General features: G+C 34.4%; 16 protein-coding genes and 4 tRNA genes. 9 read left to right on the top strand and 11 right to left on the bottom strand.

Annotated elements, in window-relative coordinates; all coding sequences use genetic code 11:
- Positions 1 to 11 precede the first annotated feature (11 nt).
- Together PHQ93_RS00180 and PHQ93_RS00175 are read right to left on the bottom strand one after the other, a co-directional pair.
- Positions 12 to 860 carry an ATP phosphoribosyltransferase regulatory subunit gene (locus tag PHQ93_RS00180; protein WP_299939389.1) on the bottom strand — a complete coding sequence of 283 codons (849 nt, stop codon included), beginning with the start codon at positions 858 to 860 and terminating at the stop codon, positions 12 to 14.
- Complete coding sequence (locus PHQ93_RS00175; RefSeq protein ID WP_299939388.1) at positions 857 to 1972, bottom strand: alanine--glyoxylate aminotransferase family protein; 1116 nt, start codon at positions 1970 to 1972, stop codon at positions 857 to 859. The genes PHQ93_RS00180 and PHQ93_RS00175 overlap by 4 nt, the downstream gene beginning before the upstream one ends.
- Before the next feature lie 119 nt (positions 1973 to 2091).
- Here PHQ93_RS00175 and PHQ93_RS00170 point away from each other — a divergent pair, with 119 nt between their 5' ends.
- Positions 2092 to 2862: an undecaprenyl-diphosphate phosphatase gene (locus PHQ93_RS00170; protein WP_299939386.1), complete on the top strand. Its 771-nt coding sequence runs from the start codon at positions 2092 to 2094 to the stop codon at positions 2860 to 2862.
- A 21-nt stretch (positions 2863 to 2883) separates the two neighbouring features.
- Here PHQ93_RS00170 and rdgB read toward each other — a convergent pair whose 3' ends face one another.
- Positions 2884 to 3471: an RdgB/HAM1 family non-canonical purine NTP pyrophosphatase gene (gene rdgB, locus PHQ93_RS00165; RefSeq protein ID WP_299939385.1), complete on the bottom strand. Its 588-nt coding sequence runs from the start codon at positions 3469 to 3471 to the stop codon at positions 2884 to 2886.
- 108 nt (positions 3472 to 3579) lie between these two features.
- Between rdgB and PHQ93_RS00160 the strand changes: the two genes are divergently transcribed.
- Positions 3580 to 4896, top strand: a complete 1317-nt coding sequence (locus tag PHQ93_RS00160; RefSeq protein WP_299939384.1) for an MFS transporter — start codon at positions 3580 to 3582, stop codon at positions 4894 to 4896.
- Between the two features lie 24 nt (positions 4897 to 4920).
- On the opposite strand, the gene infC is transcribed toward PHQ93_RS00160, so the two are convergent.
- The 3 genes from infC to ilvD all read right to left on the bottom strand — a co-directional run bounded on the left by infC (position 4921) and on the right by ilvD (position 9031).
- Positions 4921 to 5436 carry a translation initiation factor IF-3 gene (gene infC, locus PHQ93_RS00155; protein WP_299939382.1) on the bottom strand — a complete coding sequence of 172 codons (516 nt, stop codon included), beginning with the start codon at positions 5434 to 5436 and terminating at the stop codon, positions 4921 to 4923.
- Positions 5433 to 7226, bottom strand: a complete 1794-nt coding sequence (gene thrS, locus PHQ93_RS00150; protein ID WP_299940103.1) for a threonine--tRNA ligase — start codon at positions 7224 to 7226, stop codon at positions 5433 to 5435. Before thrS ends, infC begins: the two co-directional genes overlap by 4 nt.
- A gap of 119 nt (positions 7227 to 7345) precedes the next feature.
- A complete protein-coding gene (gene ilvD / locus PHQ93_RS00145; RefSeq protein ID WP_299939381.1) occupies positions 7346 to 9031 on the bottom strand; it encodes a dihydroxy-acid dehydratase in 1686 nt (561 codons plus the stop codon).
- A gap of 140 nt (positions 9032 to 9171) precedes the next feature.
- Here ilvD and PHQ93_RS00140 point away from each other — a divergent pair.
- The 4 genes from PHQ93_RS00140 (at position 9172) to PHQ93_RS00125 (ending at position 9600) form a co-directional block, all read left to right on the top strand.
- A tRNA-Gly gene (locus tag PHQ93_RS00140) sits at positions 9172 to 9246 on the top strand.
- Between the two features lie 49 nt (positions 9247 to 9295).
- A tRNA-Leu gene (locus tag PHQ93_RS00135) sits at positions 9296 to 9382 on the top strand.
- 27 nt (positions 9383 to 9409) lie between these two features.
- Positions 9410 to 9483 (top strand) — tRNA-Cys (locus tag PHQ93_RS00130).
- A gap of 28 nt (positions 9484 to 9511) precedes the next feature.
- A tRNA-Ser gene (locus PHQ93_RS00125) sits at positions 9512 to 9600 on the top strand.
- Between the two features lie 115 nt (positions 9601 to 9715).
- On the opposite strand, the gene PHQ93_RS00120 is transcribed toward PHQ93_RS00125, so the two are convergent.
- Positions 9716 to 11611, bottom strand: a complete 1896-nt coding sequence (locus PHQ93_RS00120; protein ID WP_299939380.1) for a hypothetical protein — start codon at positions 11609 to 11611, stop codon at positions 9716 to 9718.
- Positions 11612 to 11866: 255 nt separating this feature from the next.
- Between PHQ93_RS00120 and PHQ93_RS00115 the strand changes: the two genes are divergently transcribed.
- From PHQ93_RS00115 to PHQ93_RS00105, 3 genes are all read left to right on the top strand, one after another.
- Positions 11867 to 12085 (top strand): helix-turn-helix domain-containing protein, encoded by a 219-nt coding sequence (locus PHQ93_RS00115; protein WP_299939379.1) that lies wholly within the window; start codon positions 11867 to 11869, stop codon positions 12083 to 12085.
- 4 nt (positions 12086 to 12089) lie between these two features.
- Complete coding sequence (locus PHQ93_RS00110) at positions 12090 to 12503, top strand: hypothetical protein (RefSeq protein WP_299939377.1); 414 nt, start codon at positions 12090 to 12092, stop codon at positions 12501 to 12503.
- A gap of 198 nt (positions 12504 to 12701) precedes the next feature.
- Positions 12702 to 15530 (top strand): type IV secretion system DNA-binding domain-containing protein, encoded by a 2829-nt coding sequence (locus PHQ93_RS00105; RefSeq protein ID WP_299939376.1) that lies wholly within the window; start codon positions 12702 to 12704, stop codon positions 15528 to 15530.
- Positions 15531 to 15721: 191 nt separating this feature from the next.
- On the opposite strand, the gene PHQ93_RS00100 is transcribed toward PHQ93_RS00105, so the two are convergent.
- From PHQ93_RS00100 to PHQ93_RS00085, 4 genes are all read right to left on the bottom strand, one after another.
- Entirely contained in the window at positions 15722 to 16393 is a 672-nt protein-coding gene (locus tag PHQ93_RS00100) for an inovirus-type Gp2 protein (protein WP_299939375.1), read from the bottom strand.
- A 268-nt stretch (positions 16394 to 16661) separates the two neighbouring features.
- On the bottom strand, positions 16662 to 16958 hold the full coding sequence (locus PHQ93_RS00095; RefSeq protein ID WP_299939374.1) for a DUF2958 domain-containing protein: 297 nt from the start codon (positions 16956 to 16958) through the stop codon (positions 16662 to 16664).
- 179 nt (positions 16959 to 17137) lie between these two features.
- Positions 17138 to 17299, bottom strand: coding sequence for a hypothetical protein (locus PHQ93_RS00090; protein WP_299939373.1), 162 nt, complete (start codon positions 17297 to 17299; stop codon positions 17138 to 17140).
- Position 17300: 1 nt separating this feature from the next.
- Positions 17301 to 18041: a Rad52/Rad22 family DNA repair protein gene (locus PHQ93_RS00085; protein WP_299939372.1), complete on the bottom strand. Its 741-nt coding sequence runs from the start codon at positions 18039 to 18041 to the stop codon at positions 17301 to 17303.
- Between the last annotated feature and the right edge of the window lie 5 nt (positions 18042 to 18046).

Raw genomic sequence — 18046 nt, 5'->3', positions numbered from 1 at the left:
TTCTTCCTCTTTTACTTCGCTTTTGTTTCTATCAATACATCTGTGTAAATCGCAAAACCTACGGAACTAAGTTCTGAATTTTTATATCTTCCGCCACGAGCATAAACTTCATTTTTGTCTATAACTCTAAAAAACAGTTCATCATAGTAGAGCATTTTTGCATAATACATCGGAGCTAAAACGCTTTTTTTATAAGATAATGCACCGCATAGATTTTTCATCTTTGTTAATTCTGTTTTTATTTCAAAGGGAACAATCTCAAGCAGTTCGTCAACTTGTTCTACATGTTGAAGATAAACAAGCTTTTCTATCCAATCAACTTTTAAATTTAAAAATTTTTCTATATTTATATGTCTAAAATCATCAAGAGTCAGTTCATCGAACATTTCAACCAAAAGCTTCGGTATCATCATGTTTGATATTTGAATAAGAGGTTCAACCTCTAGTTTATCAAAAATATCTATTGCAATATTTAAAACCGATGATAATTTACTCTCATCCATAAATTCAACGCCGATTTGAAACTGCTCATCTGTGGGATAACGAAAAACCGGCTGAATGTAAAACCATTTTTTATGTTCGGTATTTCGCCCAAGTCTCTTTTCAATAATTCTAACAACATCTATTGTTGAATCGGCTCTTAGGGAGATAGAGTTGTTGTTTTCATCATTTACTTTTATCAACTCTCTCTCATCAGCAATGCTTTTATGCTGATGATATGAAAATATAGGAGTAACAATCTCCTCAAATCCCTTAGAGTATAAAATATCGCTAGCGACTTTTTCTATCTCTCTTTTTATCTTGGCACTTTTGCCGAAGTAGAGTTTTGAACCGCTAGGAATTTCGTGTTCTAGTATCATTTACTCGCCAACTTAAAATATTTTTCATTGAAAACTTTGTTTGCAGTCCCGTCATATGCTCTTCTTCCAAGTTTAACAAGGGCGAGCTCAACAGAATTTACAACCCATGAAATCTCATACGGAGCGATTAAACCCATCTGATTTATACGAAAGATTTTGCCCTCTAAATGATCTTGCCCGCCTGCGACATTTACGCCAAAATCAGTTTTTAAAATTTTTCTGATTTGAGATGCGTTTTCATCGTCAATCGTAGTCATAGAGAGTGCCGGAGTTTTTGGATATATATGCAAACCGATTGCTTGAAGTGCAGAGATAACGGCATTTGCTCTAGTAGCAGTCTCTTCATAAAGTTTGTCCAATCCGCCGTTTTTCTCGATAGTTTCTAGTATCTCTAAGAGTCCGATAGTCAAAGTCGTAGCAGCCGTCCAAGCGGTAGTGTTTTTTCTTTGAGATTTTATCTCGGTAGCAAGGTTAAAGTAGTAACCTCTCCCTTTGCCGATTTTCTCAATTCCTGCGTTACTTAGTCCTAAAATTGCAAGTCCCGGAGGAAGCATAAGCGCTTTTTGGCTTCCGGCAATCAAACAATCGATATTTGTTATATCAATCTTCTCAACACCCACGGCGGTAATACCGTCTGCTATAATCATAATATTCGGATTTATCTCTTTTAGAGCTTTTGCAATTGCTTCAACAGGATGACGAAGTCCGCCTGCCGATTCGCTTATCTGAACGGCAATAGCATCTATATCAGGATTATTTTTAACTGCCTCTACAACCTCATCAATGCTTACGGGAGTATCCCACTCATTTTTTATCTCAACATTTTTAAGTCCATGGGCGATTGCGATTTTTCCAAATCTCTCACCGAATTTTCCGGAGTTTACATTTAAAAGAGTGTTGTGACATAGGTTTACAACCGCAGCCTCCATCGCTCCCGTTCCGCTTGATGCAAGCATTATAACTTCATCGCTCCCAAAAAGGTTAAAAAGATGTTTTCTGGTTTTTTCAAAGATAGCTTCAAATTCGGGTGTACGGTGATGCATTGTCTCATCTGACATAGCATTACGAACATTTTGAGGTACTGGAGTAGGTCCGGGAGTAAAAAGTAACATATAAAAATTCCTAAATTGATTATGATTTAAAAGTCCGTATTATATCCTAATAACTTAAATTGACTCTTTAGCGGTGCCTTTATGCTAAAATTGCAATAAAAATTTCTTTAAGGGCTTTTATGACTATACTTGATTCGATAATTTTAGGAGTAATTGAAGGCTTAACGGAATTTTTACCAATCTCTTCTACGGGTCATCTGATATTAGCCTCTCATTTCTTAGGACTTGAACAAACAAACGCTCACAAAACATTTGAGGTATCTATTCAGCTTGGCAGTATTTTGGCAGTTTTGTTTTTGTTTAAACAAAAGCTTCTTGTAAACAAAACTTTGTGGCTTAAGATAATAGCGGCATTTTTACCGACGGCTCTTTTTGGATTTTTATTTTACAAAACAATCAAATCACTCTTTGGCATAGAAACAGTTGCGATAATGCTAATTGTCGGTGGTGTTATATTTTTGATTATCGAATATTTCAGAAGAGACCATGACGACTCTTCCGATAAGAGCGTAGATGATTTAAGCATAAAAGAATCCTTCATGATAGGGTTATTTCAAACTCTTTCAATGATACCTGGCACTAGCCGCTCGGGAGCCACTATGATAGGAGGGCTTTTTGCCGGATTGTCTCGCAAAAGCGCAGCCGAGTTTTCTTTTTTACTGGCAATTCCGACTATGTTTGTTGCAACTGCTTATGATTTATTTAAAAACCGAAATGATCTTGTTATAGACGACTACTCTCTTTTGATAATAGGATTTATAACAGCATTTCTTGTTGCATTTGCAACCGTTAAGGCGATGATGAAATTTCTTACAACACATACATTTATAAGTTTTGGGATTTATAGGATAGTTGTCGGGATTTTATTTCTAACCGTGTTTGGGCAGTAGATAACAAAATAAAGGCAAATGCTATAAAGTCTGCAAAATTATTTTTGCCGACTCAAGTGCTTTTGCACGATGAGACAGCTTTTTTTTGATTTCATTATCTAACTGACCTAAAGTTTTATCATACCCTAGCGGAATAAACATAGGGTCATATCCAAAACCGCCATCACCGACTGCTTCGCTTATTGCAGTTCCATACATCCAGCCGTGAACCGTATACTCCCCTTTTTTTGTAACGATTGCTATTGCTGCCGTATAGTGTGCCGGCGAAGATTGTACATTTTTATCTTTTATATCCTGAATCAGCTTATATAGATTATCTTTATCGTTTGCATTTTTACCCGCATGTCTTGCGCTATAAATTCCGGGTTTTCCATCAAGAACATCTACACTTATCCCGCTGTCATCCGCCATCACTATTACATCATCGCTATCTAAAGCTTTAAAAACCGCTCTGGCTTTTATAAGGGCATTCTCCTTAAAACTGCTTCCGTCTTCGACTATCTCAAATTCATCCATCAGTTCACTATAGGGAATTACTTCAAAATCTTCGCAAAGTGCTTTTATCTCTTTAACTTTCCCTTTATTGGAAGTAGCCAATACTAATTTCATCTCATAACCCTTATAATTTTCTTTAAACTTGCAATATTTTGACTCACAAAGTTTGTGTAAATAATCTTTTAAATATAATTGCGAATTATATAATATTTAAGGTACACAATGTTTAAAAAAGTATTTCCTCTCTCGGCAATTCTCTCTCTTAGGTTCTTGGGTCTGTTTTTAGTTTTACCTGTTATTTCAGTTTATGCACTTGAGCTTGAGGGCTCAACTCCGCTTCTAGTAGGTATCGTCGTCGGCGGATATGCGCTCACTCAAGCGCTTTTTCAAGTTCCATTTGGTGCAATGAGCGATAAAATAGGCAGAAAACCTACGCTTCTTGTCGGTCTTATTATATTTTTAGTCGGGTCAATCATATGTGCCTTTACAAGTGATATATATACTCTTATGGTCGGTCGTTTTCTCCAAGGTGCCGGTGCAATCGGTTCGGTTATTGCGGCAATGATATCAGATTTGGTTGAAGAAGAGATTCGCGGTAAAGCCATGGCGGTTATGGGGGCTTCTATTGCGATAAGCTTTGCTCTAGCAATGGGTCTGGGTCCTGTTTTGGGTGCTAAATTCGGTGTTGGATTTCTTTTTATATTAACGGCTATTTTTGCACTTCTAGCAATTATTATTCTCTTTACTAAAGTGCCGACACCTCCAAAAATCAAACATACTTACCATGAAAAAGCGAAAACTTTCGATATCTTAAAAGATCCGAACCTTTTAAATATGATTATTATAAATGCTATGCAAAAAGGTCTTATGACCGTTGCATTTGTTCTTATTCCTATTATTCTTACCGGTGAAGATTTTGCTTGGCAAAAATCAGATCTTTATATGGCATATCTGCCTGCTATGGTTTTTGGTTTGGCTGCGATGGGACCTGCTGCCGTATTTGGTGAAAAATATAATAAACCAAGAGAGATATTTTTACTCTCTATAGCTCTTTTTATAGGCTCATTTTTAATTATGGGACTTACAACTTCAAGCACACTCTTTATAATCGGTGTTGTTATGTTTTTCATTGCGTTTAATATGATGGAACCGTTGGTTCAATCAATGATTACAAAATTTGCCAAGGTACACCAAAAAGGTGCCGCACTCGGAATCGCTAACTCTGTTGCTTATTTTTCTACATTTATCGGAGGAACATCGGCAGGATTGCTATTAGGATTTAGCGATAGAGAGACTATCGGTGTGTCCGTTGCTATCACGGCAACTCTTTGGCTTCTCTGGACGCTTAAACTTCAAAATCCGACAAAGTTTTCTCATCTTTATATTTCACAGGATGATGTTGATATCTTAAAGCTTGAAAATCTTGAAAATGAGCATATTGCAGAATGGTATATCAATGAGAGTGAAAATCTTGTTATCGTAAAATATGTGGCAAATGCAATAGAAGAAGAAATTTTAAGAGAAAAAATATCTAAATAGGGACAAATTTGTCCCTATAAAAGTCTATTTTTTAGGAAGCACATACAAGTTGTAGTAACGCCCTTCAAACTTAGGCTCTTTATCCATAATCGCAACATCTTCAATCATAGACCAAACTTTTAAAAGAACATCTTTTGCCGAATCAGGGTTTGACATCTCACGACCTTTTAAAAATACGCGAAATTTTACATGTTTGCCTTCAGCCAAGAACTCTCTTGCATGTTTTACTTTATAATTGATATCGTTTTCTGCAATTTTTACAGAGAGCTTAATCTCTTTAATATCAATCTTAACTTGATTTTTTCTCTGCTCTTTAAGTTTTTTCTCTTCTTGATACTTATACTTACCGTAATTCATAATCTTAGCAACAGGAGGCTTTGCATCAGGAGCAATTAGAACTAAATCTAAACCTAACTCATTTGCTTTTTCCATAGCTTCATCCGTGGAAATAATTCCTAAAGATTCTGCTCCATCTACATTACAACGCACTTCTGGCACACGGATTTCGTCATTCATTATGACACGGTCTTTTTTGTTCAAAAATTTACCTCATTTATTTTAGTTTGTATAAGAGAGAGAAATTCGCTCTCACTTAGATTGTATTGTTCTCTCGTTCTTCTGTCACGAATCGCAACGCTACGAGACTCGACCTCTTCATCTCCTATGATTACTAACATAGGAACTCTTGTTTTTTCCGCTGTTCTTACTCTTTTATTTAAAGAATCATTTTTTGAGTAGATTTCGCTGTCTGCGCCTAAATCTATCAATTTATCCGCCAACTCTTTTGCATAATCGTTATGCGTAGAAGCAATCGGAACGATTGCAACTTGAGTCGGAGCGATAAACATTGGAAACTCTCCAGCGTAATGCTCTGTTAATATACCAATAAAACGCTCAAACGAACCTAAAATTGCTCTATGAATCATAACCGGCTGAATTTTATCGTTATTCTCACCGTTATACTCAAGCTCAAACCTGCTTGGCAGATTAAAGTCTAGCTGTATTGTACCACATTGCCACTCACGCCCGATTGCATCTGTAATTTTTATATCTATTTTTGGACCGTAAAAAGCTCCGCCGCCCTCATCTACCTCGTAAACAAGTCCATTTTTATCCATCGCATTTTTTAGCGCCTGTGTAGAAACTTCCCACACTTCATCACTTCCGACTGCTTTTTGAGGTTTTGTTGAGAGCATCATTTTATAGTTAAATTCAAAAGTCGACATAATCTTATCGACAAAATCAACAACTTCTATAATTTGCTCTTCAATCTGATCTGCTCTACAAAAGATATGTGCATCATCTTGAGTAAATTCACGAACACGGAAAAGTCCGTGAAGCGCACCCGTCATCTCATGACGGTGAACTACACCGTACTCGAAATATTTAAGCGGTAAATCTCTATATGAGTGCAAATCTTCTTCATATATCTTAATATGACCGACACAGTTCATAGGTTTTACACCAAACTCTATCTCGTCAATATTTGTAAAATACATATTTTCACCGTAGTTTTGGTAGTGACCCGATGTTTTCCATAAGTCTGAACGAAGCATCTCAGGTCCTCTTACCGGCTCATAACCTCGTTTACGGTGTGCTTTAAAAAGAAGTGACTCTAATCTCGCACGAAGTCGTCCTCCTGCAGGAAGCCAAATAGGAAAACCTGCTCCTACCTCTTCGCGGAATGTAAACATTTTCATCTCTGCACCAAGCTTGCGGTGATCTCTTTTTTCAGCCTCTGCAATCATATCAAGATGAGCTTTTAACGCCTCTTTGTCTGCAAACGCTATACCGTATATACGAGTTAGCATCTCATTGTTAGAGTCTCCGCCAAGGTAAGCACCCGCAATTTTAGTAAGTTTAAAATATCTTATAAGACCTACATTTGGCAAGTGTGGACCGCGGCAAAGGTCTTCAAAGTCACCTTGCTTATAGATAGAAACTGTTTCGCTTGGGATTCTTTGCATTACAAAAAGTTTGAGATGATCATCTTTGAACTTCTCTTTTGCTTCATCCATAGTAATCTCATACTTCTCTATCGGATACTTCTTTTTAGCTATCGAGAGCATCTCTTTTTCAATCTCTTTAAGATCGGCCTCACCTATCTCATGGCTTGTTTTAAAGTCATAGTAAAAACCCTCTTTTACATTTGGACCCACGAAAAATTTTGCGTCCGAATAAAGTGATTTTATTGCTTGAGCCATCAAATGTGCCGTTGAGTGTCTAAGAATATTTAAAGACTCTTCCGAATTATCTAAAAGTATCTGCTCACCCTCAAAACCTGATTCTTTTGCAGTTTGCAGATCAATTATTTCGCCGTTGTGTTTTATTGCTATTGCGTTCAAAATTTTTACCCTTATTTATTATTTTCTGCCTCAAAAGAGGCAAGCTTTAGTGCCTCAGCGGCTAGCGCAGCAAAATGGGCTTTGCTCATTTTGCGTACAAATTATTAAAGTTCTGTTTTTAAAACTGCGCCGTTTGAAGCGTTTGAAACTAAAAGCTGGTATCGTTTAAGCCACTTTGATTTAACCTCATTTTTGTAAGGTTTCCAAACAGCTCTTCTTTTTGCTATCTCTTCATCACTAACATTTAATCTTAGCAGATGCTTGTCAGTATCTAACTCTATCTCGTCACCGTCTTCTACAAGAGCTATCAAACCGCCCTCTGCAGCTTCCGGGGATACATGCCCGATACTTGCACCTTTTGTAGCACCGGAAAAACGACCGTCGGTAATGAGAGCTACGCTATCTCCAAGCCCCATTCCTTGAATAAGTGCGGTAGGTGCCAACATCTCTTGCATACCCGGTCCGCCTTTTGGTCCCTCATAACGAATAACTACGACATTTCCTGGCTTAACTTTATGCGACATAATTCCTGTTATCGCCTCCGGTTGGGAGTTAAAACAGATTGCCGTGCCTTTAAACTGTCTCATATTCGGTTCAATTCCGGCAGTTTTTACAACGGCACCTTCAAGGGCTAAGTTTCCAAAAAGAATTGATAACCCGCCAACTTGCGAGTAAGCATTTTCATTTGTATGTATAATACTCTCATCCAAAATTTTAGCATCTGCTATGCGTTCACCGAGTGTTTCACCTGTTACCGTCGGATTGTCAAGATGAAGAAGCCCGCCTCTACGGCTAACCTCTTTCATAACGGCATTTACACCACCCGCGCGGTTAATATCGTCCATATGAACAGTTGTTAATGATGGAGATATTTTAGCGATATGCGCAACATTGTCTGCTATCGTGTTAATTTTCTCAATTGGAAAATCAACCCCCGCCTCTTTTGCGATTGCCAGCATGTGAAGAACGGTATTTGAACTTCCTCCCATCGCCATATCTACAACAAATGCATTATGAACAGCTTTTTCATTTAAAACATTTCGCAAGTTGTATTTGCTGTCATCTGCTTTTGCCATCTCTACGATTCTCTTAGCAGCTTTTTTAACAAGCTCGATTCTCTCCGGTGTCATCGCTAAAATGGTACCGTTTCCCGGAAGCGCAATACCCATAGCCTCACAAAGAGTATTCATAGAGTTTGCAGTAAACATACCAGAACAGCTTCCGCCGCTTGGACATGCGTTGCACTCTATGTCGTACAACTCCTCATCCGTCATTTTTCCTTCAGCGTGAACACCGACTGCTTCAAATGCAGTAGCTAGATCTATAGGCGTACCGTCTTTTTTATGCCCTGCCGGCATCGGACCGCCTGAAACGAAAACAGTAGGAACATTTACGCGAAGCGCCCCCATAATCATACCGGGAACAATTTTGTCACAATTTGGGATACAGATAAGAGCGTCTAATTTATGCGCATTCATAACCGTTTCAATAGAGTCTGCTATTACTTCGCGAGAAGGGAGAGAGTAAAGCATTCCGTCATGCCCCATTGCAATTCCATCATCAACACCTATAGTATTAAAAACAAACGGCACCCCTCCTGCTTCACGAATAGCTTTTTTTACAATTTCACCATACTCATGCAAGAAAAAATGCCCCGGAATGATATCTATATAGCTATTTGCTATACCTATAAAAGGTTTGTCGAAATCTTCATCCTTTAAGCCTGTTGCTCGAAGCAATGAGCGGTGAGGAGCTCTGTCAAACCCTTTTTTTATAGTATCACTTCTCATAAAAATCCTTTAATTTATAACTTATATATTTAGTATTTACGAGATTATAGCATTTTTTTCAAATTTTTTCGTAAAAACTCTTTACAAATGAAAATTAAACGGCTATAATTCCGTCCACTTAAAAAATAAGTGACAAAATTGCGGGAATAGCTCAGTGGTAGAGCACAACCTTGCCAAGGTTGGGGTCGCGAGTTCGAACCTCGTTTCCCGCTCCATAAAATATTAAATAAAAAAAAGATATCCGATATCTTAAAAAAACTCGAAGCCCGGGTGGTGAAATCGGTAGACACAAGGGATTTAAAATCCCTCGCTCGTAAGGGTGTGCCGGTTCAAGTCCGGCTTCGGGCACCATTATTATTATAAGTTATTGTTGAAACTGGTGCCATCGCCAAGTGGTAAGGCCGCAGCCTGCAAAGCTGCTATCCCCAGTTCAAATCTGGGTGGCACCTCCAATTTTTATAATAACTTCTTTACAAATGTGGATCTTTGGCTGAGTTGGTCGATAGCACCGGTCTTGAAAACCGGCGAGGGTTATACCTCCCAGAGTTCGAATCTCTGAGGGTCCACCACTTCAAAACCCCATAAAATAAGAGCCTTAAATCAAAAATCAAAAAAACATTTTTTACTTAAGAAATATATGGTTCCCGACTTGGTTCCCGACTTTTATACACAATCCTTTCACATCTAGTTAAATAAACTTCTCATCAAATCTGGAATTTTACTTTTAAGCAGATATGAATTTCCAATAATTAAATCTTTATATTTTGGTGTATATTTTTCATCTTTATTGCCAGTGTATTCTTTTTTCAACACGTTATTTTCATCTTTCATGTTTACTCCATGAATAAACTCTTTCATAGCATCTAGATAATATATAATTTGCTCTCTTGACAAATCCTCCAAAACATTACCAATCACTGTATAAATATCATTATTATCTAATCTTCCTTTAGTATTTTGCTTAATGTATCTAATTTCATCTCTTCTACCAGAAGGATCCCTTGTGAACGTATGCTTTTCTTTCACTATTGCTATCTTAGACTTTTCACTGTCTTTTATTTCTTTTCTTTCTTTTTCAATTATTGGTATAAGAAATTTATACAGGTCATATATGTAAAATGCTCTTGCCATTGCTTTTTTAAATGGTAATCTTCCATTGGGCAACAATTTCTTTGTGTCTTTTTTTTCTTCTGGGTGTTTCACATTTTCAGGAAGCTTTGACCTATCACTTTCTAGTGATAGGTCAAAAAAATACTCTACATCATTTTTAACGATATTTTTATTTTTATCATAATCATTTTTTATTTGTGCAACATATAACAAAAGATCTTCTTTTGATAAGTTCAAGTTTATAGGTATATTTACAAGCCTTGCCTCATCAAACATTAATCTTGGTCTACTAAACAAAGGTTCAGTATTTATATAGTTATTTTTTAAATCCTCATACTCAAGTGTTTCTAAAAATTCACTATCCAATATTATAAGAGGAATATCTTTTTGAAGTTTAATTAAATAAATATTTTCGATTTTATGAGTTGTAACATATCCTTTTGCTCCAAAGACACATTTATAGCCGTCTTGTTCAAGCTTTAACGTAAAATCATTTTTTGATATTTTGCTATTGCCTTTTTCCCAGCTATTATGTACTGGTTCATTTATGCGATTTACACAGGGAATATAAAACTCTGATGGATTATTAAAAACTTTTTCTACAGCTACATCCATATGTTCAGAATCCTGATTATATATATGTTTAGTATGTATGTGATAATTGACTAATCTATCAAAGCCATCTTTAATGTCATTTATAGAATATTTATACCAAAAATCAAAATTATGTTTTGAATATTCTGATTTTACTGATATTAGCAAATCTTGCTTTTTTTTCTCTTCTAAAATCGATACAAAATCTTTATCTAATTCATTAAGATAAATATCATCACTTAGTGACTTATATTGTACATCTCCAGTTAAGGTACATGGAATGTAAAATAAATACAAATGCTGATTTAAAGTTACACTATCATTCGCATCCAAAAACTCAGATATATTAACATTTTTTATTATTTCACAATCATTATTGTCTGTAAGAAAATATAACTTTTCTCTTTTATAATAAAAATCGATTACCAAGTGAAATATACTCTTAAACCCTAATTTATGATCCAATTTAAACTTGTGCAATAGCCTTACACTCCAAGAACTACTGCGTATTTCATCATAGTATTTTATTTTTTTAAATACATTATCAAAGTCATCCTCACAATCAAACCCTAAAAAACTAGTTTTTTTAAGACCTAGTTTATTCATACTGTCAATCAGTTTATTAAGTCTAACCAGTTCTTCATTGGTGATTTCTTTCGATGACTCATCTAAAAAAATGTCATATTCTTTCAGGAGATTATTATATTCATATGTTCTGATGAGCATTTCATATGCAATGCAGTATATATATTCCGCATCTTTGAAGTTTTGAATTTCTTCATATATCTTTTTTGTTTTTAAATTATTTGGGAGTTCACATTTAAATTTTCGCAATAAAGAATCGAAAATAGAGGGGTCTTTTGAATTTTTTTCCATAATTGATCCTAAAAACATAATAGTGATTTTACCTAATTAATCAACTTATACTTAGTTTTTTTCTTTCTTAGTAACAATTTAATACTTTTTAACTATTAAATTGTTACTGGGGAAATTTTTAAAATTTTCCCAGCACAAAACTATGCCTTTTTATAAATACTTTCACTAATCGGAAGCAGAAAGAGCTCAAACATCTTGCTTCTGAGATAACAGGAATTGCAATTTCTAAATTTATACCAAGGATTAAATATGTCAATGAATTTAGAAGAAGTTGGTTATTTAAAATCAACAAAAAGATGGTTGTCGCCGGATGATTTAGCAGATGAATACGGTTTTAGCAAAAGCACACAAAGCAAAATGCGTATGCAAAGCTCAAATTCAACAATACCTTTTTCAAAGGTTGGTGGTAAATATATTAGATATTCAAGGGCTTCTATAGATAAATGGTTAGAAGAACACCAAGTAAGAGGATAGGATTATGAAAAATATAATAGAAAAAGTGAATACAGCAAAAACAACTAAAAAGTTGTTAGATTTAATGGATACTGCAAGGTATGAATGCATGAAACATTATTATAACAATAGTATGGCTGTTGATGAAAAACATGAAAAGTTTCAGAGCTTAGAAAAATGCATTTACGAATTAGCTATTGAAAATGCCACTATACCTGAAGAGCTTGAAGCGTGTGCAGCATCAATAGAGTTGAATTTTTGTTTCGATGGTATCGATGCAGATGAGTGGGCTGAACAAATTAGAATAAAAGCGTACGGTATTGAATGGTACTTGAGGGAACACTTCAGCTCCTCTACATACCAAGGATTTGTGGGTTTTACAAATGAAGAGAGAGTTAAAAATCCATTTGAAGAGCTTCAACTAGCTATGAATTGTTAGTTTGATTATTAGCCCATTAAACGCTACAAAGTTTAATATTAATCAAAGCAAATTCAATGTCTTTGCTTGTGTTTTAAACTAAAGGTGTTAAGTAAATCAATTACTTAAGAACTCTTACCTCAGATTCATGGCTATTGCCTGTTGTTGTAACTATGAATTATTTGTAAGGATTTTAACCATTTTAAAAAAGGAAATTTAATGAAATATTTAATAGATGAAAATATACAAATAGAAAGTGCTTTACAAAAGTATGAAGATGACGCTAATAGGTTAGCAATGGCTAACGACGATATGTATCGTCAAGTTAGATTTTATGGCAAAAATGTTAGAGACCTTGAAATCTCTAATAACAGATACTGGGATGCTCAAATCGATTATAGTCGAATTGTGAATAATGAAGAGATGAGATATGATTTCTTTAAACATAAAGAGCAAGCAATTGTTAGAGATATAAATAAACCAAACCAATCTATTCTTCTATGGAGGATTAAAGATAAATTTTATTATAGACCTAGTTTATTTAGTTCATTAATTATTGGCGACGAAAAGAAAATAGCTGAGGAAATTAGTAGTAGGTATAACAATATAAATGTAGTTTTTGTCAGTGATCTTAATGATGCCCTATCTTACAAAAAGATGGATATAAGAATTGATACAACATATATTGCTAAAAACTCTATACCTGTTGTAGATGAAGAAGTTTTTGATATAACTCGAATGGAAGAGATATTTGTCAACCATCAAGGTTCACACTCTAGAAATACTCTATCTTATTCATCATATTTGGTTAATAGGTTTTATGATTTTGATTTAAAAAATGAGCCAGAAAGCTATGCTAAACATGTTATCCAGAATATAACAAATCTAAAAGATTTAAAATTCTTAACTAGTAGACTAGGAAAAAATTTTAAACATTTAAATTCATCCAATGCTATTGTTCTAGTTGGAAATAAAGATGTTTCAGAAGGAATTTTACTCAACAGAGTGCTAAAGCCAATATTTGGGTCACAATTTTGTACAACTATTACGGATGAAATGTTGCGAACCATGAGCATGGAAGATATTGTAAAACATAAACTGATTTATCACATTAGCCATATCCCAGAATCTGAACAAGATAGAGAAAAACTAAGAGAGATATTGATTTCAATTTTAGTAGATAAATTTATTCAAATTGAAAATCAATTTGTTCCAATTCACGGACAAGTTTTTATCACTATGGATAAAGCACACCCTTTCTTAAAAGATTTTTTAAGCTCAAGTGATATTTTTTTTATAGACTCTATGGAAAATATCATGACAAAGCTACAAGAAGAGGATAAAATATCCTTTCATCATAAACTACAAAATAGCCTCACTGCTTTTTCAAAAGAACTTTCAGTACTTGGAAGTATGCCTTATGATAATTCACAACAAAAGCATAATCAAAATGAAGAGTTTATCAAACTACTTGATGATATAGATGAAGAGATTGTCAAACTTGTAAAAAATAATCTGTTGGATCCATTTGATGATAACTTTGAGAATTTGATTCCAGTAATTGAAAGGTACAAGCATTGTTATATTACAGGACAAACAGGCAGTGGTAAGTCAGAGCTTTTAAAAACATTGATATTAAGAGATATTTTAAGAGCTGATGGCTCAGTTGTACTGTTAGAACCCCATGGTGATCTTAGTGAACAAGTTGCAAAAATGGTTCATGATAAAACAAGATTAGTTTATCTAAATCCATTTCTAGGTGAAAATCAAGCACCAACTATTAATCTATTTCATTTAGAAGATAAAAGTGAAGCTAACATCGCAAGAGTTACACAGATTATCCTTAATGTATTAAAAGGGATTAACTCAGATGAATCTTTTAGTGGTGCAATGGAAGATCATTTAGAGATGTGTATTAGAGTATTACTTAGAAGAGGTAATGGCAGCTTTCAAGAGCTTTATAGGTTTCTCAACGACAATAGAAATGATGACCTTATTGAGTTTGGTATAAATAGTCCTAATCCTTTAGAATCAGAATTTTTTGACGATGATTTTAAAAATCCAAAGGTATCAGTAACAAAAGATGCTCTTAGAAGAAGACTTAAAAAACTTCTAAATGATCATGTTTTCTCAAATATGATGAATGGTAAAAATGTAATTGATTTAGAAAAAGTGATGAACACTAAAGGCATGGTTATTATCTTTAATATCCCAAAGGGTAAGATGACAAATACTTACAAATACTATATTAGATTTATAGTTGAGTATATCCAAATTTTGGCATTGAAAAGAGCTGATATTTCAGAAGAAGAGAGAACACATACTCATCTTTACATCGATGAGGCACATAACTTTATCTCTTCAACAGCAACTATTAGTGAGATACTTACTGAGTCAAGAAAATACAAGCTTTTTGTTACTTTTGCCCATCAAGCAATTACCCAAATAAGAGACTCAAATCTTAGAGACATTATGACGACTATGACTAATGTTAAAATCATTGGTAAAAATAGTAATAAAACCCTTGAAGCTATGAACAAGACTCTAAATACAAAATTAGAGGATGTTGAAACTCTTAAAGCTGGAGAGTTTTATCTATCAGCTGGTTCTAATGACATTATTAAAATCAACAACACTGATAAACTACTAGATGGCAAAGAAGAGATATCTGATGCTCAATGGCAAGAGCATAAACAATATCAACTTACAAACTACTATCGAAGTACCAAAGTGTTTAATTTTGATGAGGCTGTAGATAAATTTGTCGGAAAACTACTATCAGAAGTTATTGATTTAAAATATTTCGAGCAATTACAAAAGTATCCAGAAAAATATGCTGAATTTTTGTATAATCTTGTAGATGATGAAAATGGTAGATTTGTTGCTCAACCTGAAATGAGTTTCTATTTCAATATCATATCCTCTGAAGCACATGTCAGTGATAACAAACTATTTTTATCTGAACTGCGAAACAGATATGAAGTGTTTAAACAAAACCCAAAAGATCACAAAAAATATAATGATAAATTTCGATACAAGCTACTGTAGTTTATCTATATTCCAAGAGTATTCCAGAGCCATTCTGGGATGCTCTTTTTTTATTCCAGATATTTTTATATACCTTTGGAATACACTTAGAATAGCCCATAGAATACCTTAAATAAGGGCTTTATTCCATTTTTCAGTAAATATGTATTTTCTATAAAATGACCCGTTTAATGGTATGATTTCAGAATATACTATTTATTTCTAGGTCTTCCTATCTTACTTTTACTTTTTGGCATAATCCCCCTTACAAACGCTCTATCTTTACTGTTATTTTTAACAGGTGCTAAATCTTGCTCTTCATCAGTTTTACATAAATATGAGGTTACATATTCATCTAAAATTTCTCGCTTATCAGTATCGCTATGATGAAGCATACCTACCCCTTTATGTTTATACTTCTTGCGATTACAATTAAAATGGCTACCTTTACCATCTGTTAGCTCTTTCCAGTATTCACCAATCTTATCTCCCATATGAGCATCTTTTTGCACTTTGTTACCATCGTATATAAAAATTGTGTGTAAATGAACTCCCTTATCTTCCGTGTACTCTTTTAAGCACATATATCCTACTTGGTCTTTAAAGACTGATGGCTTACCTCTTCTATTGTTTAGCATACGGTTAAAATCATCATTAGCATCATCTAGCACAATATTATCACTATGAGGTTTCTTATATCCAAGGTCTACTCTTACAACACATAATTTAGAGTATTTGTCTTGTAATGCATCTATGTACTCTTTGGTACTCTCTAATCTTTTGTTTACTGTTTTGTTGTTTAACATTTCATATCCTTTTATTTTTATTTCAATAAAAGGTATGTATACAATTATTTTTTTTATTTGTGTTATAGATGAAGACACTCTATAGCTACACTTCTATCTACGTTTATATATTATTTTAAATAGTATATCTATGAGAATAATGGTTACAGTGCATATCTATAATTATTAATAATATTAATAACCTAAAATGAGTGTTACATAATATACTGAGTAAACTATGTATACAAAATTTGTAAAGTTCTCGCTTTACGATGATTTATAATTTGTTGTAATATACAGAGTTAGAGATTTTGAAAAGAAAAAAATAAAAACTACAGCTACCAAAAAGTAGCTATAGAATTTTCACTTATAAAGTCTTTTTAATCGCAGATAGCGGCGTAGATTTGAAGTATAAATCTCTCTCAACACCCAAGCCAAGACTTCCTTTTACTTCTTGTATCTCGTGAAGCGAAAAGTATCCCAGTTCACTACCAAAGGGTGAAACGACATATCCAAAGCAAATATCTTTATCGATTGAAAGCTCCGTAATGTACCAAGTCCAGCCGTCTAAAAAGAGTTTTACATAAACAATCGGGTCTTTGTCTTCCTCCGTAGCGTAAAGATTAGGGACTATCGCTTTTACTTCTTTTGGTATTAATTCCATAATATCACCTCCTTTCACAGTTCTAAATTTCGTATAAAATCACCGATACACTCAATGGCATTTATATCTTTAAATGCAAATTCTCTCAAATAGGAATGGCTTGTTTAAAAGTTTTTAAAATATCCGCCCCTTCTTCTGAACCTAATATTTGCATATTGATAATCTCTTTATTGTTCGGATCATAAGTCTTGTTGAGAATGGAGCCTTGTTATAGCCTTTTTACACTCTATTTCTACATCTGTTTGAAGTTCACCTTTTTGGAGTAAAAACTTTAATCCTCCTATCGTCCAATCTCTAAAGTGTTTTTTAGCTTCTTGTTTTAAATAGAACTCACTTGACATCTTATGCTGCCTGCTGTTGTTCTATAGGTTTCCACCAAGTTTTACTAGGTGCATCGAATCTAAATCCACATGCTTTGATAGAGTCTCTTTTATTGTACATATCCTCTCCTGCAAGGATTAGGTTTTGACCTTGTTCTATGATGGTGAGTCCAAGATTGTAAAGAGAGGTGTAGTCGTAGGGATTATGAGATTGTTGTGTCTGTTGCTGAGCCTGTGGTTGCTGTGTATGCTGTTGATTGTATTGTTGTGGCTGTTGTAACTGCTTTGTCTGAGAATATTGCTGTTGTTGCATCTGCTGCGGTTGGTTCTGCTGATTACGGTTTTTGTCATAAAGACTGTTACCAAACTGGTTTCCAAATGTTCTCATGGCTCTTTTTATGGCATCTGTGACAGCTTCTTTTGCTGCTCCCTCATGTGCATCAGAGAGTGTTTTTGCAATACCTGTGCCAAACCCTACATCTTCTCTTGAGATATGTTTGTTGTGTGAGAGGTCGTTTACGGTTACATTAACGACTGCCCTATAGGCTATGATGATGTTCTGATTAGAGTTTGTCTCTTGTGAGACTTCTGCTAAGCTGGTAATAGCATATGACCAATTCCCGTATCCGAATATTCTATTGGCTGTTTCTAAAACATCAAACGCTTCAAGATAGGAGAGATTGATATTTCCTTTAGAGCGGCTTTTAATTCTACTACTGTCTAGCTCATACGAGAGAACCTGTGTCTGTTTTTCGTTGAACATGATTC

It is taken from the genome of Sulfurimonas sp., from assembly GCF_028714975.1.
Lineage (GTDB): Bacteria > Campylobacterota > Campylobacteria > Campylobacterales > Sulfurimonadaceae > Sulfurimonas.
The sequence above is the reverse complement of the archived record's forward strand: the minus strand, read 5'-3'. Positions and strand labels throughout refer to the sequence as shown.

Excerpts from the sequence above, each read along its gene's own strand:
- PHQ93_RS00160 (WP_299939384.1), top strand. The coding sequence starts at position 3,580 with ATGTTTAAAAAAGTATTTCCTCTCTCGGCAATTCTCTCTCTTAGGTTC.
- PHQ93_RS00085 (WP_299939372.1), bottom strand. The coding sequence starts at position 18,041 with ATGTTCAACGAAAAACAGACACAGGTTCTCTCGTATGAGCTAGACAGT.
- PHQ93_RS00095 (WP_299939374.1), bottom strand. The coding sequence starts at position 16,958 with ATGGAATTAATACCAAAAGAAGTAAAAGCGATAGTCCCTAATCTTTAC.
- PHQ93_RS00105 (WP_299939376.1), top strand. The coding sequence starts at position 12,702 with ATGAAATATTTAATAGATGAAAATATACAAATAGAAAGTGCTTTACAA.
- PHQ93_RS00110 (WP_299939377.1), top strand. The coding sequence starts at position 12,090 with ATGAAAAATATAATAGAAAAAGTGAATACAGCAAAAACAACTAAAAAG.
- ilvD (WP_299939381.1), bottom strand. The coding sequence starts at position 9,031 with ATGAGAAGTGATACTATAAAAAAAGGGTTTGACAGAGCTCCTCACCGC.
- rdgB (WP_299939385.1), bottom strand. The coding sequence starts at position 3,471 with ATGAAATTAGTATTGGCTACTTCCAATAAAGGGAAAGTTAAAGAGATA.
- PHQ93_RS00115 (WP_299939379.1), top strand. The coding sequence starts at position 11,867 with ATGAATTTAGAAGAAGTTGGTTATTTAAAATCAACAAAAAGATGGTTG.
- PHQ93_RS00120 (WP_299939380.1), bottom strand. The coding sequence starts at position 11,611 with ATGGAAAAAAATTCAAAAGACCCCTCTATTTTCGATTCTTTATTGCGA.
- PHQ93_RS00180 (WP_299939389.1), bottom strand. The coding sequence starts at position 860 with ATGATACTAGAACACGAAATTCCTAGCGGTTCAAAACTCTACTTCGGC.
- PHQ93_RS00090 (WP_299939373.1), bottom strand. The coding sequence starts at position 17,299 with ATGTCAAGTGAGTTCTATTTAAAACAAGAAGCTAAAAAACACTTTAGA.
- PHQ93_RS00170 (WP_299939386.1), top strand. The coding sequence starts at position 2,092 with ATGACTATACTTGATTCGATAATTTTAGGAGTAATTGAAGGCTTAACG.
- PHQ93_RS00175 (WP_299939388.1), bottom strand. The coding sequence starts at position 1,972 with ATGTTACTTTTTACTCCCGGACCTACTCCAGTACCTCAAAATGTTCGT.